At 73.4% G+C, this 23,562-nt stretch carries 26 protein-coding genes and 5 tRNA genes; 25 read left to right on the plus strand and 6 right to left on the minus strand.

Annotated elements, in window-relative coordinates; all coding sequences use genetic code 11:
* Positions 1–91: 91 nt before the first annotated feature.
* The 5 genes from AB0910_RS07450 to AB0910_RS07470 all read left to right on the plus strand — a co-directional run bounded on the left by AB0910_RS07450 (position 92) and on the right by AB0910_RS07470 (position 526).
* Positions 92–163, plus strand: a tRNA-Gln gene (locus AB0910_RS07450).
* A gap of 18 nt (positions 164–181) precedes the next feature.
* A tRNA-Glu gene (locus tag AB0910_RS07455) sits at positions 182–254 on the plus strand.
* Positions 255–281: 27 nt separating this feature from the next.
* Positions 282–354: transfer RNA gene (locus tag AB0910_RS07460), tRNA-Glu, on the plus strand.
* Positions 355–367: 13 nt separating this feature from the next.
* A tRNA-Gln gene (locus AB0910_RS07465) sits at positions 368–439 on the plus strand.
* Positions 440–453: 14 nt separating this feature from the next.
* Positions 454–526, plus strand: a tRNA-Glu gene (locus AB0910_RS07470).
* Between the two features lie 168 nt (positions 527–694).
* On the opposite strand, the gene ndgR is transcribed toward AB0910_RS07470, so the two are convergent.
* On the minus strand, positions 695–1,411 hold the full coding sequence (gene ndgR / locus AB0910_RS07475; protein ID WP_366743571.1) for an IclR family transcriptional regulator NdgR: 717 nt from the start codon (positions 1,409–1,411) through the stop codon (positions 695–697).
* 180 nt (positions 1,412–1,591) lie between these two features.
* Between ndgR and leuC the strand changes: the two genes are divergently transcribed.
* The 4 genes from leuC (at position 1,592) to AB0910_RS07495 (ending at position 4,729) form a co-directional block, all read left to right on the plus strand.
* Positions 1,592–3,022 carry a 3-isopropylmalate dehydratase large subunit gene (gene leuC, locus AB0910_RS07480; protein ID WP_366743572.1) on the plus strand — a complete coding sequence of 477 codons (1,431 nt, stop codon included), beginning with the start codon at positions 1,592–1,594 and terminating at the stop codon, positions 3,020–3,022.
* Positions 3,023–3,024: 2 nt separating this feature from the next.
* Positions 3,025–3,633, plus strand: coding sequence for a 3-isopropylmalate dehydratase small subunit (gene leuD, locus AB0910_RS07485; protein WP_366743573.1), 609 nt, complete (start codon positions 3,025–3,027; stop codon positions 3,631–3,633).
* A gap of 115 nt (positions 3,634–3,748) precedes the next feature.
* Entirely contained in the window at positions 3,749–3,976 is a 228-nt protein-coding gene (locus AB0910_RS07490) for a hypothetical protein (RefSeq protein ID WP_366743574.1), read from the plus strand.
* A 141-nt stretch (positions 3,977–4,117) separates the two neighbouring features.
* Entirely contained in the window at positions 4,118–4,729 is a 612-nt protein-coding gene (locus tag AB0910_RS07495; protein WP_366743575.1) for an HU family DNA-binding protein, read from the plus strand.
* Between the two features lie 120 nt (positions 4,730–4,849).
* On the opposite strand, the gene AB0910_RS07500 is transcribed toward AB0910_RS07495, so the two are convergent.
* Complete coding sequence (locus tag AB0910_RS07500) at positions 4,850–5,086, minus strand: hypothetical protein (RefSeq protein ID WP_366743576.1); 237 nt, start codon at positions 5,084–5,086, stop codon at positions 4,850–4,852.
* A 50-nt stretch (positions 5,087–5,136) separates the two neighbouring features.
* Positions 5,137–5,766 carry a 2-phospho-L-lactate guanylyltransferase gene (gene cofC / locus AB0910_RS07505; protein ID WP_366743698.1) on the minus strand — a complete coding sequence of 210 codons (630 nt, stop codon included), beginning with the start codon at positions 5,764–5,766 and terminating at the stop codon, positions 5,137–5,139.
* Between the two features lie 183 nt (positions 5,767–5,949).
* Here cofC and AB0910_RS07510 point away from each other — a divergent pair, with 183 nt between their 5' ends.
* The 3 genes from AB0910_RS07510 to AB0910_RS07520 all read left to right on the plus strand — a co-directional run bounded on the left by AB0910_RS07510 (position 5,950) and on the right by AB0910_RS07520 (position 9,024).
* Positions 5,950–6,777, plus strand: a complete 828-nt coding sequence (locus AB0910_RS07510) for a lysophospholipid acyltransferase family protein (RefSeq protein ID WP_366743577.1) — start codon at positions 5,950–5,952, stop codon at positions 6,775–6,777.
* Entirely contained in the window at positions 6,774–7,775 is a 1,002-nt protein-coding gene (locus tag AB0910_RS07515; RefSeq protein WP_366743578.1) for an NAD(P)H-dependent glycerol-3-phosphate dehydrogenase, read from the plus strand. The genes AB0910_RS07510 and AB0910_RS07515 overlap by 4 nt, the downstream gene beginning before the upstream one ends.
* Before the next feature lie 91 nt (positions 7,776–7,866).
* Positions 7,867–9,024, plus strand: coding sequence for a D-alanine--D-alanine ligase family protein (locus AB0910_RS07520; RefSeq protein ID WP_366743579.1), 1,158 nt, complete (start codon positions 7,867–7,869; stop codon positions 9,022–9,024).
* A gap of 87 nt (positions 9,025–9,111) precedes the next feature.
* Here AB0910_RS07520 and AB0910_RS07525 read toward each other — a convergent pair whose 3' ends face one another.
* Both AB0910_RS07525 and AB0910_RS07530 read right to left on the minus strand, forming a co-directional pair.
* Positions 9,112–9,543 carry a DUF3515 domain-containing protein gene (locus AB0910_RS07525; RefSeq protein ID WP_366743699.1) on the minus strand — a complete coding sequence of 144 codons (432 nt, stop codon included), beginning with the start codon at positions 9,541–9,543 and terminating at the stop codon, positions 9,112–9,114.
* A 94-nt stretch (positions 9,544–9,637) separates the two neighbouring features.
* Positions 9,638–9,871 carry an Lrp/AsnC ligand binding domain-containing protein gene (locus tag AB0910_RS07530; protein WP_345650874.1) on the minus strand — a complete coding sequence of 78 codons (234 nt, stop codon included), beginning with the start codon at positions 9,869–9,871 and terminating at the stop codon, positions 9,638–9,640.
* Between the two features lie 272 nt (positions 9,872–10,143).
* On the opposite strand from AB0910_RS07530, the gene AB0910_RS07535 reads away from it, so the two are divergent.
* The 11 genes from AB0910_RS07535 (at position 10,144) to mutM (ending at position 21,395) form a co-directional block, all read left to right on the plus strand.
* The gene (locus AB0910_RS07535; protein WP_366743580.1) at positions 10,144–11,109 is read left to right on the plus strand and encodes a thiamine-phosphate kinase; all 966 of its coding nucleotides are present in this window, start codon (positions 10,144–10,146) and stop codon (positions 11,107–11,109) included.
* An 11-nt stretch (positions 11,110–11,120) separates the two neighbouring features.
* Positions 11,121–11,948 (plus strand): bifunctional hydroxymethylpyrimidine kinase/phosphomethylpyrimidine kinase, encoded by an 828-nt coding sequence (thiD, locus tag AB0910_RS07540; protein ID WP_366743581.1) that lies wholly within the window; start codon positions 11,121–11,123, stop codon positions 11,946–11,948.
* 128 nt (positions 11,949–12,076) lie between these two features.
* Positions 12,077–13,771: a DAK2 domain-containing protein gene (locus AB0910_RS07545; protein WP_366743582.1), complete on the plus strand. Its 1,695-nt coding sequence runs from the start codon at positions 12,077–12,079 to the stop codon at positions 13,769–13,771.
* 26 nt (positions 13,772–13,797) lie between these two features.
* A complete protein-coding gene (gene recG, locus AB0910_RS07550; RefSeq protein ID WP_366743583.1) occupies positions 13,798–16,098 on the plus strand; it encodes an ATP-dependent DNA helicase RecG in 2,301 nt (766 codons plus the stop codon).
* Positions 16,099–16,254: 156 nt separating this feature from the next.
* Complete coding sequence (gene rsmD / locus AB0910_RS07555; RefSeq protein ID WP_366743584.1) at positions 16,255–16,851, plus strand: 16S rRNA (guanine(966)-N(2))-methyltransferase RsmD; 597 nt, start codon at positions 16,255–16,257, stop codon at positions 16,849–16,851.
* Positions 16,852–16,877: 26 nt separating this feature from the next.
* Positions 16,878–17,357 (plus strand): pantetheine-phosphate adenylyltransferase, encoded by a 480-nt coding sequence (gene coaD / locus AB0910_RS07560; RefSeq protein WP_366743700.1) that lies wholly within the window; start codon positions 16,878–16,880, stop codon positions 17,355–17,357.
* 120 nt (positions 17,358–17,477) lie between these two features.
* The gene (locus AB0910_RS07565) at positions 17,478–18,713 is read left to right on the plus strand and encodes a cell division initiation protein (protein WP_366743585.1); all 1,236 of its coding nucleotides are present in this window, start codon (positions 17,478–17,480) and stop codon (positions 18,711–18,713) included.
* Between the two features lie 191 nt (positions 18,714–18,904).
* Positions 18,905–19,543, plus strand: a complete 639-nt coding sequence (locus AB0910_RS07570; RefSeq protein WP_366743586.1) for a DUF177 domain-containing protein — start codon at positions 18,905–18,907, stop codon at positions 19,541–19,543.
* 2 nt (positions 19,544–19,545) lie between these two features.
* The gene (gene rpmF / locus AB0910_RS07575; RefSeq protein ID WP_225018003.1) at positions 19,546–19,719 is read left to right on the plus strand and encodes a 50S ribosomal protein L32; all 174 of its coding nucleotides are present in this window, start codon (positions 19,546–19,548) and stop codon (positions 19,717–19,719) included.
* A gap of 19 nt (positions 19,720–19,738) precedes the next feature.
* Positions 19,739–20,518 carry a ribonuclease III gene (gene rnc / locus AB0910_RS07580; RefSeq protein ID WP_366743587.1) on the plus strand — a complete coding sequence of 260 codons (780 nt, stop codon included), beginning with the start codon at positions 19,739–19,741 and terminating at the stop codon, positions 20,516–20,518.
* A gap of 1 nt (position 20,519) precedes the next feature.
* Positions 20,520–21,395 carry a bifunctional DNA-formamidopyrimidine glycosylase/DNA-(apurinic or apyrimidinic site) lyase gene (gene mutM, locus AB0910_RS07585; protein WP_366743588.1) on the plus strand — a complete coding sequence of 292 codons (876 nt, stop codon included), beginning with the start codon at positions 20,520–20,522 and terminating at the stop codon, positions 21,393–21,395.
* 61 nt (positions 21,396–21,456) lie between these two features.
* Here the strand turns inward: mutM and AB0910_RS07590 are convergent, their stop codons facing one another.
* Positions 21,457–22,359, minus strand: coding sequence for a CAP domain-containing protein (locus AB0910_RS07590; protein WP_366743589.1), 903 nt, complete (start codon positions 22,357–22,359; stop codon positions 21,457–21,459).
* A 125-nt stretch (positions 22,360–22,484) separates the two neighbouring features.
* Here AB0910_RS07590 and AB0910_RS07595 point away from each other — a divergent pair, with 125 nt between their 5' ends.
* Both AB0910_RS07595 and AB0910_RS07600 read left to right on the plus strand, forming a co-directional pair.
* Entirely contained in the window at positions 22,485–22,766 is a 282-nt protein-coding gene (locus AB0910_RS07595) for an acylphosphatase (RefSeq protein ID WP_366743590.1), read from the plus strand.
* Between the two features lie 401 nt (positions 22,767–23,167).
* Positions 23,168–23,383, plus strand: a complete 216-nt coding sequence (locus AB0910_RS07600; RefSeq protein WP_366743591.1) for a hypothetical protein — start codon at positions 23,168–23,170, stop codon at positions 23,381–23,383.
* Positions 23,384–23,562: the final 179 nt, after the last annotated feature.

Here is a 23,562-nt window from a genome sequence, read left to right on the forward strand (position 1 = left end):
TCTTCCTGCGCCGCCCAAGCGGGAACCGGGAAGGACAGGGTTTCCGGGAGGCGCAAGCCGAACAGGACTCCGGCGAGGAGTTGTGTTCTGGTGGGCTATGGTGTAATTGGCAGCACGACTGATTCTGGTTCAGTTAGTCTAGGTTCGAGTCCTGGTAGCCCAGCGCAGATCTCTCTGCAGCGCCCCCGTTGTGTAGCGGCCTAGCACGCTGCCCTCTCAAGGCAGTAGCGCCGGTTCGAATCCGGTCGGGGGTACGTGTCTTCCTCGCGGAAGACCGCTGGGGCCCCGTTGTGTAGCGGCCCAGCACGCCGCCCTCTCAAGGCGGTAGCGCCGGTTCGAATCCGGTCGGGGCTACTGGTCTATACCATGGGCTATGGTGTAATTGGCAGCACGAGTGATTCTGGTTCATTTAGTCTAGGTTCGAGTCCTGGTAGCCCAGCTCCACCACAGCAGGCCCCCGTTGTGTAGCGGCCTAGCACGCCGCCCTCTCAAGGCGGTAGCGCCGGTTCGAATCCGGTCGGGGGTACACGAGAAAACGGCGAGGCCCTCTCCCACGCGGAGGGGGCCTCGCCGTGTGTGCGCCCGGTCCGTCCTGCGTCCTGCCCGGGCGGGGCCGGCCTCGCCCGGGCGCGGGCCGCGCGTCCCGCCGCCCCTGCCCACGGCGTTGGGGGCTGTGGCGGCGGACGCCGCGGCGTCACGCGTTCCTGCGCAGCGCCTCCGACAGCCGGCCCGCCGCGTCGATCACGGCCTGCGCGTGCATCCGCCCGGGGTGCCGGCTCAGCCGCTCGATCGGCCCCGACACGGAGACCGCCGCGACCACCCGGTTCGACGGGCCGCGCACCGGTGCCGACACCGAGGCGACGCCCGGCTCGCGCTCGCCGATCGACTGGGCCCAGCCCCTGCGCCGCACGCCGGAGAGGGCCGTCGCCGTGAAGCGCGCGCCCTGAAGCCCGCGGTGCAGCCGCTCCGGCTCCTCCCACGCCATCAGGATCTGCGCGGACGAGCCCGCCTTCATCGTCAGCGTCGAGCCCACCGGCACGGTGTCCCGCAGCCCGGAGAGGCGCTCGGCGGCCGCCACGCAGATCCGCATGTCGCCCTGCCTGCGGTAGAGCTGCGCGCTCTCGCCCGTCACGTCCCGCAGGTGCGTGAGGACCGGGCCCGCAGTGGCGAGCAGCCGGTCCTCGCCCGCCGCCGCCGCGAGTTCCGCGAGCCGCGGGCCGAGGATGAACCTGCCCTGCATGTCCCGCGCCACCATCCGGTGGTGTTCGAGGGCGACGGCCAGCCGGTGGGCCGTCGGCCGCGCCAGCCCCGTCGCCGCGACAAGCCCGGCCAGCGTGGCCGGGCCCGACTCCAAGGCGCTCAAGACGAGAGCGGCCTTGTCGAGAACGCCCACGCCGCTAGAATTGTCCATGCAACGATATTCGCGTCTCACTCTGTGAAACGCAAGTTCCTTTTCGCGGGGAACTTGCCAACCTGTACGGCGGGGGCTCGCGTACCGGGAGCCCGCAGCCGCGGTCCGAGGAGCAGGGGGACGGGCGCGGCCCACATGTCTCTAGGAGTGCCGGCGAGGACGCCGGCCGGAGGGAAAGCGATGGGTAGGACACTCGCGGAGAAGGTCTGGGACGACCATGTCGTCCGGCGCGCCGAGGGCGAGCCCGACCTTCTCTTCATCGATCTGCACCTGCTGCACGAGGTCACCAGTCCGCAGGCGTTCGACGGGCTCCGCCTCAGCGGCAGGAAGGTCCGGCGCCTCGATCTCACCATCGCCACCGAGGACCACAACACCCCCACCCTCGACATCGACAAGCCCATCGCCGACCCCGTCTCCCGCACCCAGCTGGAGACCCTGCGCAAGAACTGCGCCGAGTTCGGCGTGCGGCTGCACCCGCTCGGCGACGTCGAGCAGGGCGTCGTCCACGTCGTCGGCCCGCAGCTCGGCCTGACCCAGCCAGGCACCACGGTGGTGTGCGGCGACTCCCACACCTCCACGCACGGCGCGTTCGGCGCGCTCGCGTTCGGCATCGGCACCAGCCAGGTCGAGCACGTGCTGGCCACCCAGACGCTGCCCATGGCCCGCCCGAAGACCATGGCCATCACCGTCGAGGGCGAACTGCCCGCCGACGTCACGGCCAAGGACCTGATCCTCGCCGTCATCGCGCGGATCGGCACCGGCGGCGGCCAGGGCTACATCCTCGAATACCGCGGCTCCGCCATCGAGAAGCTCTCGATGGAGTCCCGCATGACCATCTGCAACATGTCCATCGAGGCCGGCGCCCGCGCGGGCATGATCGCTCCCGACGAGACCACCTTCGCCTACCTCAAGGGGCGCCCGCATGCGCCCGAGGGCGACGAGTGGGACAAGGCCGTCGCGTACTGGCGCACGCTGCGCACCGACGACGACGCGGTCTTCGACGCCGAGGTCTTCCTCGACGCCGCCGAACTCGCCCCGTTCGTCACCTGGGGCACCAACCCGGGCCAGGGTTCGCCGCTGTCCGAGCGGGTCCCCGACCCCGCTTCGTACGACGACGCTTCGGAGCGCCACGCCGCCGAAAAGGCCCTGGAGTACATGGGGTTGACCGCGGGACAGGCCCTGCGGGACATCAGGGTCGACACCGTCTTCGTAGGTTCGTGCACCAACGGCCGTATCGAGGACCTGCGCTCGGCCGCCGCCGTCCTCGAAGGGCACAAAGTCGCCGACGGCGTACGGATGCTGGTCGTCCCCGGCTCCGTCCGGGTGGCGCTCCAGGCCGTCGAGGAGGGCCTCGACAAGGTGTTCACCGGCTCGGGGGCCGAATGGCGGCACGCGGGCTGCTCGATGTGCCTCGGCATGAACCCCGACCAACTGGCGCCCGGCGAGCGCTCGGCGTCCACCTCCAACCGCAACTTCGAGGGCAGGCAGGGCAAGGGCGGCCGCACCCACCTGGTCTCCCCGCAGGTGGCCGCCGCGACGGCGGTGCTGGGCCATCTGGCCTCACCCGCCGACCTGTCCGACGCCGACCGCACGCCCGCTGGAGCGCGATAACCATGGAAGCCTTCACCGTCCACACCGGCCGTGCCGTCCCGCTGCGCCGCAGCAACGTCGACACGGACCAGATCATCCCCGCCCACTGGCTCAAGAAGGTCACCCGCGACGGCTACGAGGACGGCCTGTTCGAGGCGTGGCGCAAGGACCCGGAGTTCGTGCTCAACCAGGAGCGCTACCGGGGCGCCACGGTCCTGGTGGCCGGCCCCGACTTCGGCACAGGATCGTCCCGCGAGCACGCCGCCTGGGCCCTGCAGAACTACGGCTTCAAGGCCGTCATCTCCTCGCGTTTCGCCGATATCTTCCGCGGCAACTCGCTGAAGAACGGGCTCCTGACGGTGGTCCTGCCGCAGGACGTCGTGGAGAGCCTCCAGGCGCTCGTGGAGGGCGACCCGGCCGCCGAGGTCACGGTCGACCTGGAGCGGCGGCAGGTGCGCGCCGCGTCGGGCGGAACGGAGCGCGTCACGGCTGATTTCGACCTTGACGAGAACAGTCGCTGGCGTCTGCTGAACGGTCTCGACGACATCAGCCTCACCCTTCAGAACGAGTCCGACATCGCCGCCTACGAGGCCGCGCGCCCCGCCTTCAAGCCCCGCACAATTGCCGTCTGAACCACCTCTGATCAGCGGTTTTCCCCTACTGCACCCCCTGCCCCCAGGCAGGGGGTGCAGTTGCATGTTGAGCCCCCGTGGGGCGACAACTCGCCCCAGATGGCACAATCGGTGCATGGAACGCGACAGCCAACTCGCACTCTACGAGTCGGTCGCCGGACAACTGAAAGAAGCGCACGCGCGCGTGCGTGAACTGCAAGTCGCGGAGGGCGTACGCATGGCGCTCACACGGAAGCTGCTGGTCATCACCGCGGCGGCGAAGCACGATCTCCCGGATGCGGCACGGCGCCTCGACCGCCTCCTGGCGGATCTTGACGAGGGTCGCTTTCCGGAAGAGGACTGACGGGTGGAAGTCCGCCGGGCCGACTTCGTTGCGGCACTAGGGTGATTAGCCCGTTTCGTGTTTGATTTGCGGTATATATCTGCCTAACGTGCGAAAAGGCTTGAACACATTCGTTCTGGCAATGTCTCCGAAGGGGAAGACGTGAACAAGGCTCAGCTCGTAGAAGCGATTGCGGACAAGCTCGGTGGCCGTCAGCAGGCCGCGGACGCCGTGGACGCGGTCCTCGACGCCATCGTGCGCGCCACCGTGAGCGGCGACCGCGTGTCGGTCACCGGCTTCGGCTCGTTCGAGAAGGTCGACCGCCCCGCCCGCTACGCCCGCAACCCGCAGACGGGTGAGCGCGTGCGGGTCAAGAAGACCTCGGTGCCGCGCTTTCGCGCGGGACAGGGCTTCAAGGACCTGGTGAGCGGCTCCAAGAAGCTCCCCAGGGGCGGCGAGGTCTCCGTGAAGAAGGCGCCCAAGGGCAGCCTCTCCGGCGGCTCTTCCACCCGTACGACCGCCAAGGCCGCGGCCAAGAAGGCCACCGCCAAGAAGTCGACGGCGAAGAAGACCACCGCGGCGAAGAAGGCCACGGCGAAGAAGGCCACGCCCGCCAAGAAGTCCACGGCGAAGAAGACCACCACGGCCGCGAAGAAGACGACCGCCAAGAAGGCGACGGGCACCGCGAAGAAGACCGCCCCCGCCAAGAAGGCCCCCGCCCGCAAGGCCGCCTCGCGCACCACCGCGAAGAAGACCACCGCCAGGAGCAAGTAAGCACCGGGCAGCGGTCGGCGGCACGGGCCGCGTTTCACGCCGGGCCGGGCTCCCCTCGGGGAGACCCGGCCCGCGGCGCGTTCCGGCGCGGCGCGCCGCAGGCCGGCGAACTCGGCGCGCTCAGAAGGTCTGCAACGTCACCAGGGTGATCCGCGGCGGCTGCGCGCCCCCGGCGTCCCCGGCGCCCTCAGTGCCCTTCACGGGTTCTGTCTCGATCCGCACCCGCTGCCCCGGACGCAGCAGCCGCAGCCCGCCCGCGTCGAACGCGGCGGCGTCGAAATCGACCGGTGTGCCGTCGTCGAGCAGCACACTGCCGCTGCGGGTCTCGGGAACGAACGTGTACGCGGTGGCCTGCATGCCCGCAGCGTAACCGCGACCGGGCGATCCCGCCCGCCGGTCACCTGCCGCTACGGCGAGAGCAGCGGCGCGAGCGCCGCGTACACCCGGGCCGTGTGCGGGCCGAGCCCAAGCGCCACGGCCGCCCGCAGGTCAGCCGCCGTGTCCACGTCCTGCCGTACGGAATCCGCGCCCGCCACCGGGATTTCCGCCGCGCCGCCCGCCGCGTGGCGCAGCCGGGAAAGTCCGCCGAACGCGGGCCGCAGTTCCGCCCCGGGGCCCGCGGCGAGCAGGGTCGTGCCGATCCCCGCAGCGTCCGGGAGGAACGCCCGCGGAAAAGCCGCTGCCCGCCGCAGCACCACCGCGAGCTCCGCGGGGCGCAGCGCCGGCAGGTCCGCGTTGAGCGCGGCGAGCGGGGCCCCGGGGCGGCGCAGCGCGACCGCGCGGGCGCCGTGCGCGAGCGCCGCGTTGAGCCCGGCGCCCGGGGAGTCGGGGACGACGAGCGCGCCGAGGGCGGCGAGGGCGGCACCCGCCTCGGCGTCGTCCGTGACAACCACCACATCCCGCACGCCCTCGGTGGCGAGCGCCGCCGCCACCGTGTCCTGGGCGAACGCCAGCGCCAGCAGCGGACGCTGCGACGCGTCCGCGTCGGGGCCGAGCCTGCTTTTCGCGCGGCGCAGCGGTTTCAGCGGGACGACCAGCGACCAGCCGGTCGTCGGATCGGTTCTCGTGGCGTGCTCCCGTGCTCGTGCGGCCGTCCGCCCATTGTCGCCCGGCCCCCCGCGACCCGTCGTGCCATGTGCTCGACAGACCAGGGGCCCGGGGCGACACTTGACCCCCAGCAGCCGGGCGAAGGGCCGGGCAGGCAGTGAGGAAGGTGTCGCGTGTCCCGCCGAAAAGTCGGCTTCTGGTACCACCTGGCCGCGGTCCTGGCGAAGCCGCCGCTCCTCCTTCTGTTCAAGCGGGACTGGCAGGGTGCGGAGAACATTCCGGCGGACGGCGGATTCATCACCGTGGTGAACCACAATTCGCATCTCGATCCCTTTGCCTACGGCCATTTCCAGTACAACACCGGGCGAGTGCCGCGATTCCTCGCCAAGAGCTCCCTGTTCACGGACGGCTTCGTCGGGGCCGTGATGCGCGGCAGCGGGCAGATCCCGGTCTACCGGGACTCCTCCGACGCGCGGGGCGCCTTCCGCGCGGCCATAGACGCCGTGGAGCGCGGCGAGTGCGTCGCCTTCTACCCCGAGGGGACCCTCACCCGCGACCCCCTGCAGTGGCCGATGGCCGCCCGCACGGGCGCGGCGCGCGTCGCCCTCCAGACCAAGTGCCCGGTGGTCCCCATCGCCCAGTGGGGCGCCAACGAAGTCCTCCCGCCCTACTCGAAGAAGGCCTCCGTCTTCCCGCGCAAGACCCACCGCGTCCTCGTCGGCGGCCCGGTCGACCTCAGCCGCTACTACGGGCAGGCCGTCACGCAGGACCTGCTGCGCGAGGTCACAGAGGTGATCATGGCCGCCATCACGGAACTCCTCGTCCAGCTGCGCGGCGAGCCGGCCCCCGAGGTGCCGTACGATCCGCGCAGGGCGCGGGCGCTGGAGCGGCGCGGGGACGCACGGCCGGCCGCGCGGGCACCCGGGGCGCAGGCGGCACCGGAGGCCGTAGCCAAGGCAGCAGTGGAAGTGGAAGTGGAAGAGGACAAGGGAACAACGTGACCAGGGTCGCCGTCTTCGGAACCGGTTCGTGGGGCACGGCATTCGCCATGATCCTCGCCGACGCGGGCTGCGAGGTGACGCTCTGCGCCCGCCGCGCGGACATCGCCGAGACCATCAACACCACCGGGACCAACCCGGAGTACCTGCCGGGGATCGAGCTGCCCGCCGGGGTCCGCGCCACCTGCGACCCCGCGGAGGCGGCGAGCGGCGCCGACTTCACGGTCCTGTGCGTGCCCTCCCAGACGCTGCGCGCCAACCTCACGGCGTGGGCGCCCGCGCTGCCCCAGGACACCGTCCTCGTGTCGCTGATGAAGGGCGTGGAACTCGGCACGGCCAAGCGGATGAGTGAGGTGATCGAGGAGGTCGCCAAGGCGCCGGCCGAGCGGGTCGCCGTCGTCACAGGGCCCAACCTCGCGCTGGAGATCGCCGCCCGCACCCCGGCGGCCGCCGTCGTGGCCTGCGCGGACGAGTCCGTGGCCCGGCGCCTCCAGGCCGCCTGCCACACCGCGTACTACCGCCCGTACACCAACACCGACGTCGTCGGCTGCGAACTCGGCGGTGCCGTCAAGAACGTCATCGGCCTCGCCGTGGGCATCGCCGACGGCATGCGGCTCGGCGACAACACCAAGGCGTCCCTGATGACCCGCGGTCTGGCCGAGACCAGCAGGCTCGGCCTCGCCATGGGCGCGGACCCGCAGACCTTCTCCGGGCTCGCCGGCATGGGCGACCTCATCGCGACCTGCTCGTCCGGCCTCTCCCGCAACCACACCTTCGGCATCAACCTGGGCCGCGGCATGTCGCTGGAGGAGACCATCGCGGTCACCCGGCAGACCGCCGAGGGCGTCAAGTCCTGCGAGTCCGTGCTCGACCTCGCGCGCCGCCACGGGGTCGAGATGCCGATCACCGAGACCATCGTCGACATCGTCCACAACGGCAAGGCGCCGCTCGTCGCGCTCAAGGACCTGATGTCACGCAGCGCCAAGTCGGAACGGCTCTGAGTAGCGCCGCGCGTCCGTCAGGGGCGCGGGCGCGCCGAAGGGGGCAGCGGCCGCGGGCACGCGCGGCATGTGCGGGTACCCTCATCGCGATATGAGCAGCCTGAACCCCTCCCAGAGCCCCCAGCGGCCGCCCCGCAAGCCGCGCGTCGCCGTTGTGTTCGGGGGCCGCAGCTCCGAGCACGGCATCTCCGTCGTCACCGCGGGAGCGGTGCTCGCGGCCATCGACCGCGAGGCGTACGACGTCCTGCCCATCGGCATCACCACGGACGGCCGCTGGGCGCTGACCGCCGACGACCCGGCGCGGATGGCGATCGCCGACCGGGCGCTGCCCAGCGTCGAGCAGATCGCCGAGTCCGCGGAAGGCGACGTGGTGCTCCCCGTCGCCCCCGGCAACCGCGAGGTCGTCTACAGCGAGCCCGGCTCCGTGCCCAAGGCGCTCGGCGAGGTCGACGTCGTCTTCCCCGTGCTGCACGGCCCCTACGGCGAGGACGGCACGCTCCAGGGCCTGCTGGAGCTCGCGGGCGTGCCGTACGTCGGCGCGGGCGTGCTCGCCTCCGCGGTCGGCCAGGACAAGGAGTACATGAAGCGGGTGTTCACCTCCTTCGGGCTGCGCGTCGGCCCGTACCTGGTGATCAGGCCCCGCGAGTGGGAGCGTGACGCGGCGGCGGTGCGGCGCCGGATCGCGGACTTCGCCGGCGAGCACGGCTGGCCGCTGTTCGTGAAGCCCGCGCGCGGCGGCTCGTCCGTCGGCATCAGCAAGGTCGACGGGGCCGAGGACCTGGACGACGCGCTCGCCGAGGCGCGCCGCCACGACCCCAAGGTGATCGTGGAGTCGCTGCTGCGCGGCCGTGAGATCGAGTGCGGCGTGCTGGAGTTCGACGACGGTCCGCGGGCCAGCCTGCCCGCGGAGATCCCGCCGGTGACCGCGCACGACTTCTACGACTTCGAGGCGAAGTACATCGACGCGGCCTCCGGCGTGGTGCCCGCGCCGCTCACCGAGGAGCAGACGGCCGAGGTGCGGCGGCTGGCCGTGGAGGCGTTCGACGCCGCGTCCTGCGAGGGGCTGGTGCGCGCGGACTTCTTCCTCACCGAGGACGGCGGGTTCGTCATCAACGAGATCAACACGATGCCGGGCTTCACACCCATCTCGATGTTCCCCCGCATGTGGCAGGAGACCGGCGTCGGCTACGCGCAGCTGGTTGACCTGCTGGTCAGGGCGGCGCTGCGCCGCTCGACCGGGCTGCGCTGAGCGCCCTCGGCGGCGCAGAGACGGCGCGGGGGGTGCGCGTCCCACGGGACGCGCACCCCCCGCGGCCTTCCCGAGGAGGCGCGCCGCCTAGACGGTCGCCGGGTCGGTCTTCTTCACCGCCGCGGCGAACTGCGCGATCGGGGTGCCGTCCTGGGCGAACTTCGCGCCCATCGAGACCTGCACGTAGGCGGTGCGGTACGTCGTCGTGAAGGTCTGGCCCGACGTCGGGGACTGCTGCACCAGCCAGCTCACCCCGTCCGCGTCGACGGCCTCCGACCGCGGGTCGGACATCTCCGCGGGCCGCGGGATTCCGCAGCGCAGCACGATCGACGCGTCCCCCGAACCCCACGCGGCCGTCAGGTCGGACGCCGGGCTCGGATCGTTCCTCTCCTGGCCGCCGACCTTCGCGGGAAGCTGCCGGTGCAGCGCCTCGCAGACCTCCACCTGGTCCTTCGGCGGCTTCGGCACGGCCACCCGCGGCGCGGAACCGGACCCGGAGCACCCCGCGGCGCACAGCACGGCGACGGCGGGCAACGAGACGAGGAGGGGGCCCGGTAGCCTGCGCCCGGGACGCCTTCGGCGGAAAGGTGTCACCGGCCAAGCGTAGACGGGGCTACAGATGCACGACCGGGCAGGTCAGAGTACGGGTGATGCCCTCCACCCGCTGGATCCTGGCGACCACCATCCGGCCCAGGTCGTCGACCGTGTCCGCCTGCGCGCGCACGATGACGTCGTAGGGCCCCGTGACGTCCTCGGCCTTCAGCACGCCGTCGAAGCCGGACACGGTCTCGGCGACCGCGTGGGCTCTGCCCACATCGGTCTGAATCAGGATGTACGCCTGCACCACGGAACCTCCAGGGCGGCCGCGAGGATCATGTCCCGGGGAGAACCCCCAGGGAAAAGGGACGCCACGGTACCGCGTCGTCCCACGCCGGGGGGAGACCCGGCGTGCGCCGCGTCCCGCCCGTCCTCCCGGCCCCCGGTCGCACTCGCCGGCCGCCCTGTCGACCGTACCGACCGCGCGGCCGGGCCGCGACCGCGCGCCGCGGCGGCCCGTCGCACCGCCCTCGCGGACACCACGGACAGCACGTACGGCAGCAGCGAAGGAAAGGAGACCCGGTGAAGGGAACCGTGGGGGAGCTGGGGGAGTTCGGGCTGATCGACAAGCTCACCTCCCGCCTCACCACCACCCCGGCGGTCCGGCTCGGCCCAGGTGACGACGCCGCGGTCGTGACCGCGCCCGACGGCAGGGTCGTGGCCAGCACGGACCTGCTGATCGAGGGCCGCCACTTCCGCCGCGACTGGTCCACCGCGTACGACGTGGGGCGCAAGTCCGCCGCGCAGAACCTCGCGGACATCGCCGCCATGGGCGCGGTGCCCACGGCGCTGCTGCTCGGCCTCGTCGTGCCCGGCGAACTCCCCGTCGCCTGGCCCACCGAGCTGATGGACGGCATCCGCGACGAGTGCCAGGTCGCGGGGGCCGCCGTGGTCGGCGGCGACGTCGTGCGCGGCGACTCCATCACCGTCGCCATCACCGCGCTCGGCGACCTGCGCGGCCACGAGGCCGTCACCAGGTCGGGCGCGCGCCCCGGCGACCTCGTCGCGTACACCGGCTGGCTCGGCTGGTCGGCGGCAGGACTCGCGGTGCTCTCCCGTGGCTTCCGCTCGCCGCGCGCCTTCGTCGAGGCGCACCGCAGGCCGGAACCGCCCTACCACGCGGGACCCGCGGCAGCCGGGCTCGGCGCCACCGCCATGACCGACGTCAGCGACGGGCTCGTCGCCGACCTCGGGCACATCGCGCGCGCCAGCGACGTCCGCATCGACCTGCGCTCGGGACGCGTCGACATCCCCTCGCAGATGCACGACATCGGCCAGGCCGTCGGCATCGACCCGCTCCAGTGGGTGCTCACCGGCGGCGAGGACCACGCCATCGTCGCGACGTTCCCGCCGGAGACGAAGCTGCCCGCGCGCTGGCGGGTGATCGGCGAGGTGCGCGGCCACACCGCCCGCGCCCAGGTCACCGTGGACGGGGCGCCCTGGACCGGCACGGGGGGCTGGGACCACTTCGGCGCGGCGGAAAAGTAGGGTCGTATGCCATGAGCGACCCCGGGCGCAGCGCCGCCCACGCAGCGGACCCCGCAGCCCCGCCCCGCGTCCTGGCCGTCGCCGGGTCCGACTCCGGCGGCGGCGCGGGCATCCAGGCCGACCTGAAGACCATGCTCGCCCTCGGCGTGCACGGCATGACCGTCGTCACCGCGGTCACCGCGCAGAACTCCCTGGGCGTGCAGGGCGCGTGGGAGCTGCCCGTGGAGGCGGTGCGCGCCCAGTACCGCAGCGTCGTCGACGACATCGGTGTCCAGGCGGTGAAGACCGGCATGCTCTCCTCGGCCCCGGTCGTCACCGCGGTCGCCGAACTCCTCGGCGCCACCGCGGTCCCCGTCGTCGTGGACCCGGTCGGCATCTCCAAGCACGGGGACGCCCTCCTCGCGGACTCCGCGCTCGACGCCGTACGCACCCGGCTGCTGCCCGCGGCGACCGTCGCCACCCCCAACCTCGACGAGGTCGCCAGGCTCACCGGCGTCACCGTCGAGGACGAGGGCGACCTGCCCCGCGCCGCCGCTGCGGTGCTCGCGCTCGGGCCGCGCTGGGCGCTCGTCAAGGGCGGCCACCTGCGCGGCGACGCCGTCGACCTGCTCACCGACGGCACCGAGGAGCACTGGCTGCGCGCCCCGCGCCTCGACAACCGGCACACCCACGGCACCGGCTGCACCCTCGCCTCCGCGATCGCCGCGGGGCTCGGCCGCGGGCAGGACGTCGTCACCGCCGTACGCGCCGCCAAGGAGTACGTCACCGGCGCGGTGCGCCACGGCTTCGCGCTGGGCGGCGGCATCGGCCCGGTCGACCACGGCTGGCGCACCCGCTGAGGCGGCGGCCCGGCCCCTGCGCCCGTCCCCCGCGACCGGCGCGGGGGCGGCGCCGCCGCGCGGACTACTGTGCGTGGAGCATCCCGTCAGGCCGTCCCGCGGGCGGCTCGCGCAAGGAGGACCAGCAGGTGCCGCACACCCTCGACGCCGCAGCGGTGCGGACCTGGTGCGCTCGCGCGCTCGACGCCCTCGGCAGGGACCGTGAGGAGATCGACGCGATCAACGTCTATCCCGTCGCGGACGGTGACACCGGGACCAACCTCTATCTGACGGCCGAGTCCGCCGTCCGTGCGGTGGAGGCCGTGTTCGCGGCGCACGGCGACAGCGGATCCGCCACCGGGCCCACCGCGGAGGACGCCGTGCGCGCCCTGGCCCACGGTGCGCTGCTCGGCGCCCACGGCAACTCGGGCACGATCCTCGCCCAGCTCCTGCGCGGCGCCGCGGCCGAACTCACGGACTCAGCAGGACCCTCCGGGCCCGAAGGTGCCGGTGCCGGGACGGACGGCGGCGCGGCGCGGCGGACCGCGGCGCACCGGCTGACCCGCGCCCTGGAGCGCGGCGCCGCGGCCGCGCGGGAGGCCGTCGCCCATCCCGTCGAGGGCACCGTCCTGACCGTCGCCGACGCGGCCGCCGCCGCCGCGCGGGCCGCGGGCGCGCAGGACCCCGCGGGCGTCGTGCGCGCCGCGTACGCCGGGGCGTGCGCCGCGCTCGACGCGACGCCGCGGCAGCTCGCGGCCCTCGGCAGCGCGGGCGTCGTCGACGCAGGGGGCCTCGGCCTCGTCGCCCTCCTCGGCGCACTCGTGGAGACGGTCACGGGGCGCGCGCCCGCCCCGCCGCCCGCGCGCCCGCGTGCCGCCGCGCCCCCGGCAGAGGCCGAGTGCCCGGCCGGGCCGGGGGCCGACGAGGACCCGGCCTTCGAGGTGATCTACCTGATCGAGGCCGGGTCAGACGCCCTCGCCCGGCTGCGCGGCCGGCTCGACGCGCTCGGCGACTGCCTGGTCATCGGCGGCGGCGACGGCCTGTGGACGGTGCACGTCCACACCGACGACGCGGGCGCCGCCGTCGAGGCGGGCATCGAGGCGGGACGCCCGCACCGCATCCGCGTCACCCACCTCTCGCCGCGCACGCCCGCCGCAGCGGCCAGGGCCGCGGGCGACGAGGTGCAGCGCGCCGTCGTCGCCGTGGTCCCCGGCGAGGGGCTCGCCGGGCTCTGCGCCGAGGCGGGCGCCACGCCCCTCGTCGCCCGAGCGGGCGAGCCGCCGGCGAGCGGCGAGATCGCCGAGGCGATCCGGCGCGCCCGCGCGCGCGAAGTGGTGCTGCTGCCCAACGACACCGGCCTGCGGCACACCGCGGCAGCGGCGGCGGCGCAGGCGCGCGCCGAGGGCGTACGGGTCGCCCTCATCCCCACCAGGGCGGCGGTCCAGGGCATCGCGGCCCTTGCCGTGCACCAGCCCGAGCGCCGCTTCGACGAGGACGTCGTCGCGATGACCTCGGCGGCCGGGGCCACCCGCTACGGCGAACTCGCCGTGGCCGAGCGGATGGCCTGGACGACGGCGGGCATCTGCCGGGCCGGGGACGTGCTCGGCCTGATCGAGGGGGACGTCGCCGTGATCGGCGAGAGCCTCGCCGCCACCGCGGAGGCCGTGCTCGACCGGATGCTCGCGGCCGGCGGCGAACTGGTCACCCTCGTCCTCGGCGACGACGTGCCCGACGCGCTCGCGGAGCGGCTCGAAGCCCATGTGCGGGGCGGCCACCTGGCCGTCGACACCGTCGTGCACCGCGGCGGCGGGCGGACGGCGCCCCTGCTGATCGGCGTCGAATGAGCCCGATGTCCGAGGCGTGGTGTGGAATGGACGACGTGTCCGCGCTTGACGAACCCCTCAAGAAGACACTCGGCCAGCCCACCGCCAAGGTGATGGCCGAGCACCTCGGCCTGCACACCGTGGGCGACCTGCTGCACCACTACCCCCGGCGCTACGAGGAGCGCGGCCGGCTCACCCGGCTCGCCGACCTTCCGCTCGACGAGGACGTGACCGTGGTCGCGCAGGTCGCCGACTCGCGCGTGCTGCGGTTCAACGGCGGCCGCGGCCAGCGCCTCGAAGTGACCCTCACGGACGGCAGCGGCACGCTCCAGCTGGTGTTCTTCGGCCGCGGTATCCACAAGCCGCACAAGGACCTGCCGCCCGGCAGCCGCGCCATGTTCGCCGGCAAGGTCTCCGTCTTCAACCGCAAGCTCCAGCTCGCCCACCCCACGTACGTGACGCTCGGCCGCCAGAGCGACGACGGGTACGAGGGCTATGACGAGCGCGACGAGCGCGACGGGCGCGGCGGAAGCGCGGCCGCCGGGAGCGGAGGACCGGACGGCACGGGAGCCGGCGGGGCCGCGGACGACGCCGAGGGCGCCGCCGTGGACGCGTTCGCCGGCCGGCTCATCCCGATCTACCCGGCCTGCAAGGGGCTGGAGTCCTGGAAGATCGCCAAGGCCGTCGACCTGGTGCTGCCGCGCGCCGCCGAGGCGGTCGACCCGCTGCCCGCCGCGCTGCGCGAGGGCCGCGGCTTCGCCTCGCTGCCCGAGGCGCTGCGCAAGGTGCACAGGCCCGGGACCAAGGCCGACGTCGAGGAGGCGCGCGAGCGGCTCAAGTGGGACGAGGCGTTCGTCCTCCAGGTCGCGCTCGCGCGCAGGCGCCACGCCGACGCGCAGCTGCCCGCGGTGGCGCGGCGGCCCGTCGCGGGCGGGCTGCTCGACGCGTTCGACGCGCGCCTGCCCTTCACCCTCACCGACGGCCAGCAGAAGGTCACCGCGGAGATCTTCGCCGACCTCGGCACCGAGCACCCCATGCACCGGCTGCTCCAGGGCGAGGTCGGCTCGGGCAAGACGCTGGTCGCGCTGCGGGCCATGCTCGCCGTCGTGGACGCGGGCGGCCAGGCCGCGATGCTCGCGCCCACCGAGGTCCTCGCCCAGCAGCACCACCGCTCCGTCACCGAGATGATGGGCGACCTCGCGGACGGCGGCACCCTCGGCGCCGCGGAGGGCGCGACCAAGGTCGTGCTCCTCACCGGCTCGATGGGCGCGGCGGCCCGCCGCCAGGCCCTGCTCGACCTGGTCACGGGCGAGGCGGGCATCGTCATCGGCACGCACGCGCTGATCGAGGACAAGGTCCAGTTCCACGACCTCGGCCTCGTCGTCGTCGACGAGCAGCACCGCTTCGGCGTCGAGCAGCGCGACGCCCTGCGCGCCAAGGGCAAGCAGCCGCCGCACCTGCTGGTCATGACGGCCACGCCCATCCCGCGTACGGTCGCCATGACGGTCTTCGGCGACCTGGAGACCTCCGTGCTCGACCAGCTGCCGGCGGGCAGGTCGCCGATCGCCAGCCATGTGGTGCCCGTGCAGGATAAGCCGCACTTCCTCACCCGGGCCTGGGACCGGGTCCGCGAGGAGGTCGCGGCGGGCCACCAGGCGTACGTCGTCTGCCCCCGCATCGGCGACGAGGAGGACGGTGCGAAGAAGAAGCAGGCGGCGGAGGACGCCGAGAAGCGCCCCGCGCTCGCCGTGGTGGACGTCGCGGAGAAGCTCGCGGCGGGCCCGCTCGCCGGGCTGCGCGTCGAGATCCTCCACGGCCGCCTCGCGCCCGACGAGAAGGACGCCGTCATGCGCCGCTTCGCCGCGGGCGAGACCGACGTGCTCGTCGCGACCACCGTCATCGAGGTCGGGGTCAACGTGCCGAACGCGACCGCCATGGTGATCATGGACGCCGACCGCTTCGGCGTCTCCCAGCTCCACCAGCTGCGCGGCCGGGTCGGCCGCGGCGCCGCGGCCGGCCTGTGCCTGCTCGTCACGGACGCGCCGGCGGCGAGCCCCGCGCGGGCCAGGCTCGGCGCGGTCGCCGCCACCCTCGACGGCTTCGAGCTCTCCCGCATCGACCTCGAACAGCGCCGCGAGGGCGATGTGCTCGGCCAGGCCCAGTCCGGCGTGCGCTCCAGCCTGCGGATGCTCGCCGTCATCGAGGACGAGGAGGTCATCGCGCAGGCCCGCGACGAGGCCGCGGCCGTCGTCGCGCGCGACCCCGGGCTGACGGACCACCCCCAGCTGCGCACCGCGCTCGACGCGCTGCTCGACGCCGAGCGCGAGCGCTACCTCGACAAGGGCTGAGGCGGCGGCCCGCGGCGTGCGGCGCACAGGGCGGGGGCAGCGCTGCCGCGCGGGCCCGCACGCCATATCGTGGAGGCGGCCGGGGCCCCGCGCCGCGCCCGCACGCCGGGCGGTCGCGCCCCGGCACCGCAGAGCACCCGAGGAACCGGAGACCCCATGACCCGCGTGATCGCCGGCGCCGCCGGCGGGCGCCGGCTCGCCGTGCCGCCGGGCAACGGCACCCGGCCCACATCGGACCGGGCGCGCGAGGGCCTCTTCTCCAGCTGGGAGTCGCTGCTCGGCACCTTCGACGGCCTCCGCGTCGCCGACCTGTACGCCGGGTCGGGCGCCGTGGGCCTCGAAGCGCTCTCCCGCGGCGCCGCGCACGCCCTGCTGGTCGAGGCGGACGGCCGCGCCGCCCGCACCGTGCGCGAGAACGTCCGCGCGGTCGGCCTGCCGGGCGCCGAGGTACGCACGGCGAAGGCCGAGCAGGTGGTGCGCGACGCCGCCCCCGACGACCCGTACGGCCTGGTCTTCCTCGACCCGCCGTACGCCGTCGACGACGACGATCTTGGCGAGATCCTGCTCACACTCCGCCGCCAGGGGTGGCTTGCCGACGCCGCCGTCGTCACCGTTGAACGGGCCACCCGGGGCGGTACGTTCCGCTGGCCCGAGGGGTTCGAGCCGCTCCGCTCCCGCCGGTACGGCGAGGGCACCCTGTGGCACGGCCGCGCCACCGCGGCAGGCCCCCCACCCGCAGCAGCCGCGTCATGACCACCCCGGAGAGCGAGGAGAACCCAGTGCGCCGCGCCGTCTGTCCCGGATCCTTCGACCCGATCACCAACGGGCACCTCGACATCATCGCCCGCGCGTCCAAGCTGTACGACGTCGTCCACGTCGCGGTGATGATCAACAGGTCCAAGCAGGGCCTGTTCACGGTCGACGAGCGGATCGACCTGATCCGGCGCGCCACCGAGGAGTTCGGCAACGTGGAGGTCGAGTCCTTCCACGGCCTGCTCGTCGACTTCTGCAAGGAGCGCGACATCCCCGCCATCGTGAAGGGCCTGCGCGCCGTCAGCGACTTCGACTACGAACTCCAGATGGCCCAGATGAACAACGGGCTCTCCGGCGTCGAGACGCTGTTCGTGCCCACCAACCCCACCTACAGCTTTCTGTCGTCCTCCCTGGTCAAGGAGGTCGCTACCTGGGGCGGCGACGTCTCGCACCTGCTGCCGCCCGTGGTCCACGACGCCCTCGTCGAGCGGCTCGCCGCGCGCTGAGCCCGGCGGCGGGGCCGCCCCGCGGCCTGAAGGTGCGTCACCCGGTGTCGGACACCGTTGCCAGGGCCGTACAGTCGTGGCGTCCGTCTCGTAATCCGGCTGAGAAAAGGCGAGCACACGGTGGACGTGCAGAAGAAGCTCGACGAGATCGTCGACGCTGTGGGGAACGCCAGGTCCATGCCCATGTCGGCGTCCTGCGTGGTGAACCGCGCCGAACTGCTCGCGATGCTGGAGGAGGTGCGCGCCGCCCTGCCGAACTCCCTCGCCCAGGCGGAGGAGGTCATCGGCGGCCACGAGCAGCTCACCGCCCAGGCCCGCCAGGAGGCCGACCGGATCGTCCAGGAGGCGCACGCCGAGCGCGCCGCGCTGACCTCCGGCACCGCCGTCGCCCGCCAGTCGCAGGACGAGGCCGACCGTATCCTCGCCGAGGCCCGCAGGGACGCGGAGGAGATCCGCGCCGAGGCCGACGACTACGTCGACTCCAAGCTCGCCAACTTCGAGGTCGTCCTCACCAAGACCATCGGCTCCGTCGACCGGGGCCGCGAGAAGCTGCTCGGCCGGACGCCCGGCGAAGGCGCCGACGCCGCGGACGACGCCGACGGCGCGGGGTCGGCGTACGACTCCGACCCCGAGGCCCCCGAGTACAGCTCGGACCCGGCCACGCTGATCCGCCGCGCCGACGACTACGTCGACGCCAAGCTCGGCGCTTTCGAGGCCGTGCTGTCCAAGACGCTCGAAGCGGTAGGCCGCGGCCGGCAGAAGCTCCACGGCCGGATCGCCACCGACGATCTCGGCGCCCACATGGCCGCCCAGGACGCGGCCGGCGGGCAGGGCCTCATCAGCGACGCCGACTTCCTCTCCGACCTGGCTGAGAGCCGCCCGCCGGCAAGGGAGCGGCCCGCGGCCCCCGAGCCCGCGGTCGCCGACGAGCACCCGCCGATCCCCGCGCAGCAGCCCTACCAGGACCCGGGCTACGCGCCCACCGGGTACGAGACCGGCGCCTGGGCGGCCGCGGGCCAGGGCGCCGGGCAGGACGGCATGGCGGGCGCAGGGGGCTACCCGGCCGCCGCGCAGGGCTACCCGTCCGACCAGGCGTACGGCGCCGACTACGCCCAGCAGCAGGAGGCGTACGCCTACCAGCACGACCCGTACGCCTACCAGCAGCAGGGCAGCTACGACCAGGCGGCCCAGGCGGCCCAGGCGGCCCCGTACGGGCAGGACGCGGCGCAGGGCTACGGCTGGCAGCAGCCCCAGGACCCCGCCCAGCAGCAGGGCGCCGCCCTCGACGAGACCAGCTTCTTCGACACGAGCATGATCGACCTGGAGGCGCTGCGCCGCTACGAGGAAGGGCGCTGACCGGGCCGCCCGCCGGTCACTGACCAGGGTCGCGGCACCGGATTGGGAGCTGCGGCGCCCTACCGGTATCCTGGCCCTTCGGTCGCGTACACGTGTCGCGATCTCGGCTGCCCGCCCGGTCCGTCCGGTTCCCGGACGTCAGCGGCAGCCCTCTCGGTGACATCCCCGACGCGACGAAAGCTGGGACGGTTGTGAACGCGCGCCTCGACCACCGCAACCCCCTCGTGTTCGACACACACGAGCTGGGGCGGCGCCCCGGTGCGCTCCAGCGGCTGACCCGGTCGGTGCCGGCTCCGAAGGACTTCGGCATCGACGGCGTCATCGCCGTGCCCGAGGGCGACCCCGTCGCGCTTGAGCTCCGGCTGGAATCGGTCATGGAGGGCGTGCTGGTCTCCGGTACCGCCCGCGCCACGGCCGCGGGGGAGTGCGTAAGGTGTCTCGAGCCGCTCAGCCGCGAGGTGGAGGCGGACATCCAGGAGCTGTTCTCGTACCACGACGCCGACGACCGTGGCCGCCCCAAGGCGGAACCGGCCGACGACGCCGAGGACGAGGACACGCTCTACGTCGAGGACGGCCTGTTCGACCTCGAACCGGTGCTGCGTGACGCGGTGGTGCTCGCACTGCCGATGCAGCCGCTGTGCTCGGAGGACTGCGCAGGCCTGTGCCCCCAGTGCGGGGTCAGGCTCGCGGACGAGCCCGGACACCACCACGACGCCGTCGACCCCAGGTGGGCGGCGCTGCAAGGACTCGCCGATACCGGCAAGGACGGCGAGATGGACGACATGGACGGCACCGGCCCCGGTGCCGCCGACGAGAAGCAGGAGAAGTAGCCGTGGCTGTTCCGAAGCGGAAGATGTCGCGCAGCAACACGCGCCACCGCCGGTCGCAGTGGAAGGCTGTGGCCCCCAACCTGGTGGCGTGCGAGCGCTGCCAGGAGCCGAAGCTGCAGCACATCGCGTGCCCCAGCTGCGGCACCTACAACAAGCGCCAGGTCATCGAGGTCTGAGCGGCTGGTGAGAGGCTCCATGTCTGAACTGTCCGCGGACAAGAACGCAAAGAAGCAGGCAGACACCGTCCACGCAGCCTCGTCCCACACGCTTCTGGAAGGGCGGCTCGGGTACCACCTTGAGTCCGCCCTTCTGGTGCGTGCGCTGACGCACCGCTCCTTCGCCTACGAGAACGGCGGACTGCCGACCAACGAGCGGCTGGAGTTCCTCGGGGACTCGGTGCTCGGCCTCGTGGTGACGGACACGCTGTACCGCATCCACCCGGACCTGCCCGAGGGGCAGCTCGCCAAGCTGCGCGCGGCCGTCGTCAATGCCCGGGCGCTCGCCGAGGTGAGCCGGGGCCTCGACCTGGGGGCCTTCATCAGGCTCGGCCGGGGCGAGGAGGGCACGGGCGGGCGCGACAAGGCGTCCATCCTCGCCGACACCCTCGAAGCGGTCATCGGCGCGGTCTACCTCGACCAGGGGCTCGACGCGGCGTCCGAACTCGTGCACCGGCTGTTCGACCCGCTGATCGAGAAGTCCTCGAACCTCGGCGCGGGACTCGACTGGAAGACCAGTCTCCAGGAGCTCACGGCGGCGGAGAGCCTCGGCGTGCCCGAGTACGTCGTGACGGAGAAGGGTCCCGACCACGAGAAGGTCTTCACGGCTGCTGCCCGCGTCGGTGGTGTCTCGTACGGCACCGGCACCGGCCGCAGCAAGAAAGAGGCGGAGCAGCAGGCCGCCGAGTCCGCGTGGCGAGCCATCAAGGCCGCGGCGGACGAGCGGGCCGTCGCCGGCGCCGCCGCTCCCCAGGAGTGACGTGCCGGAGCTGCCCGAGGTGGAGGTCGTACGGCGCGGGCTCGCGCGCTGGGTGAGCGGCCGGACGGTCGCCGAGGCCGAGGTGCTGCACCCGCGCGCCGTACGGCGCCATGTCGCGGGCGGCGGGGACTTCGCCGCCCGGCTCAGGGGCCGCACCCTCGCCCCGGCCCGCCGCCGCGGCAAGTACCTCTGGCTGCCGCTCGACGAGGCCGAGGGGCCGGGCACCTCGGTCCTCGGCCACCTCGGCATGAGCGGCCAGCTCCTGGTGCGCCCGGTGGAGGCGCCCGACGAGAAGCACCTGAGGATCAGGGTGCGGTTCGCCGACAGCCTCGGCACGGAGCTGCGCTTCGTGGACCAGCGCACCTTCGGCGGCCTCTCGCTCCACGAGAACACGCAGGACGGCCTGCCCGACGTCATCGCGCACATCGCCCGCGACCCGCTCGACCCCGCCTTCGACGACGCCGCCTTCCCCGTGGCGCTGCGCGCGAAGCGCACCACGGTCAAGCGCGCCCTGCTCGACCAGTCGCTGATCAGCGGCGTCGGCAACATCTACGCCGACGAGGCGCTGTGGCGCAGCAGGCTCCACTACGACCGCCCGACCGCCTCGCTCACCCGCCCCCGCATCGCCGATCTGCTCGGCCACGTGCGGGACGTGATGACCGCGGCGCTCGACGTCGGCGGCACCAGCTTCGACAGCCTGTACGTCAACGTCAACGGCGAGTCGGGCTACTTCGACCGCTCCCTCAACGCCTACGGGCGCGAGGACGAACCCTGCCTCAGGTGCGCCACGCCGATGCGGCGCAGGGCGTGGATGAACCGGTCGAGCTACTTCTGCCCCCGCTGCCAGCGCCCGCCGCGGCCGGCGGCCCGCGCCTGACGGAGCCGGCCGCTCGCGCCCGCGCGGCCCGAGCCTTCCACGGCGGCCGCCGTGGAACCGCTCAGAACCCGAAGTCCTGCGTCCACCACGGGCCGCCCGGCCCCTCGTGGACGCCGACGCCGAGGCGCGTGTAGTCGCAGTTGAGGATGTTCGCGCGGTGGCCTTCGGAGTTCATCCAGGCGTCCATCACGGCCTGGGCGTCCGACTGGCCCCTGGCGATGTTCTCGCCGCCCAGCTTCTGCACACCCGCCGCGTCGGCCCGGTCCCAGGGGGTCCTGCCGTCCGGGTCGGTGTGGTCGAAGAAGCCGCGTGCGGCCATGTCGTCGCTGAAGTCCTGGGCGAGCGAGTCGAGCGAGGAGTCGTCCCTGAGCGGGCTGCACCCGGCCTTGGCGCGCTCCTGGTTGACCAGGGCGAGGACCTGCGCGGCCTGGGACGCCCCTGCCGGGGCCGGCTGCGCGGGCGCCTTCTCCACGCGGTCGGGGGACGCGGGCGGCGCGGGCTTCCGGCTCGCGGGGGCCTTCGCCGCGGTCGTGCCGGCCTTCAGGGAAGCCGGCGTCGAGCTGTGCGGCGCCGGCCTCCCCGAAGGGGCCGCCGTCGAGGGGTGCGCCTTCGGCGCGGCGGGCGAGGCGCTCGCGGAGTGGGACGCCGAGGCGCCGGGGGAGCGGGTGGGGGACGCGTCGGCGCCGCCCTGCTCGCGCAGGTCGGTGGGGGCCGCGTCGGCCCGCACCTGGCGGGCGCCTGCGGCACCTGCGCCCACCTCGTAGTGGCCGCCGCCGGGTATCAGGCCCGACGCCACGGCCACGGCGCCGACCGCCATCGCGGCGGAGGCGCCGAGCAGCCCGGTGCGCAGGGGCCCCGCGCCGCGCCGCCTGCCGCCGGCGGCAGGCCCTGCCTTCCGCGGGGCGTGCGGGTCCCGGTCGGGTACGGGGGCGGGCCGGGCACCGGAGCGGCCATGGCGTCCCATCCGCGGTCCTTCCTCGCGCTCGAAACCTTCACTCGAACGGGTGAAGGCGTGTCGCGACGGGACTGTACGCCATGGTGTGTGGGGCCGGTGAGGTCTCAGAGGAATCCTGCGGCTAGCGTGCGTACATGGACGATCGTGTGCGGCTCACCGCCTGGGTGCGCGGCCGGGTACAGGGAGTGGGGTTCCGCTGGTTCACCAGGGCGAACGCCCTGGAGATCGGCGGCCTCACCGGCTTCGCGCTCAACCTCGACGACGGCCGGGTCCAGGTCGTGGCCGAAGGGGCGCGTGAGAATTGCCACCGGCTGCTCGACTGGCTCCGCTCCGCCGACACGCCCGGTCGGGTCGACGGCGTCACTGAGATCTGGGACACGCCCCGCGGCGGCTACTCCGGCTTCGCGATCAGATGAGCCGCCCGCCGGGCGCGCGCCCCGCGCCGCCGCGGCGTACGCCCCCCGGCGGTCGGCGCGCCCCGCGGGCACCCCGGTGACCAGGCGGTTGCCAAGCCGACCCGGCGCGTGACAGGCTGCCGAGCACACACGTGTCCGGTGCGAGGGAGCCAGGGAAGGCAGGCCCCGCCGGGCAGCCGAGAGCGCCGCGCAGCGCCCCGCCGTGCCCGCACGGACCGTGATCGTGTTGACCGTCAAACTTTTTGGTGAGACTCTGGAAGCCCCGCGCACACCAACTGTTCGGCAGCGAGAACCGCAGAGGTTGCCCCCTCTCTGCCGGGCGCGCGGGGTGCTTTTTCCCTCACGAAACCACGACCCACACCGCACACCGGTCGGTCACTCATTGTGGAGGACCATCCATCATGGCAAAGGCGCTTCTCGGTTATGTCGGCGGTTCCGACCCGCGACTCCTCGCCGAGATGCGACGGCTTCAGCAGCGCGTCCAGGACCTCGAATCCGAGCTCGTACGGATCCAGTCCGAGAACGACGCGCTGAGCGCAGCCGCCGCACAGCACCAGGGCGAGTCGCTTCTCGACGGCATCGACATCGATGTTTCCCAGGAGCCTGCGCTCACCTGACCGACGGGCCCGCAAGGGCCGCAGGTCAGGCGGGATCTTCTCGCCGGCAAGATATGCAAGGGACGCCGCTCCGGCGTCCCTTCTTTCTTTCCTCTCCGTCCCCCTGGGGCGAACCCCTCGCCCGAAACCGCCAATTCCCCCGCGGCGCCGCCGACTTCCATCCTCCCCCGGCTCTTTCT

This window comes from Streptomyces sp. NPDC047002 (assembly GCF_040704505.1).
Taxonomy (GTDB): Bacteria; Actinomycetota; Actinomycetes; order Streptomycetales; family Streptomycetaceae; genus Streptomyces.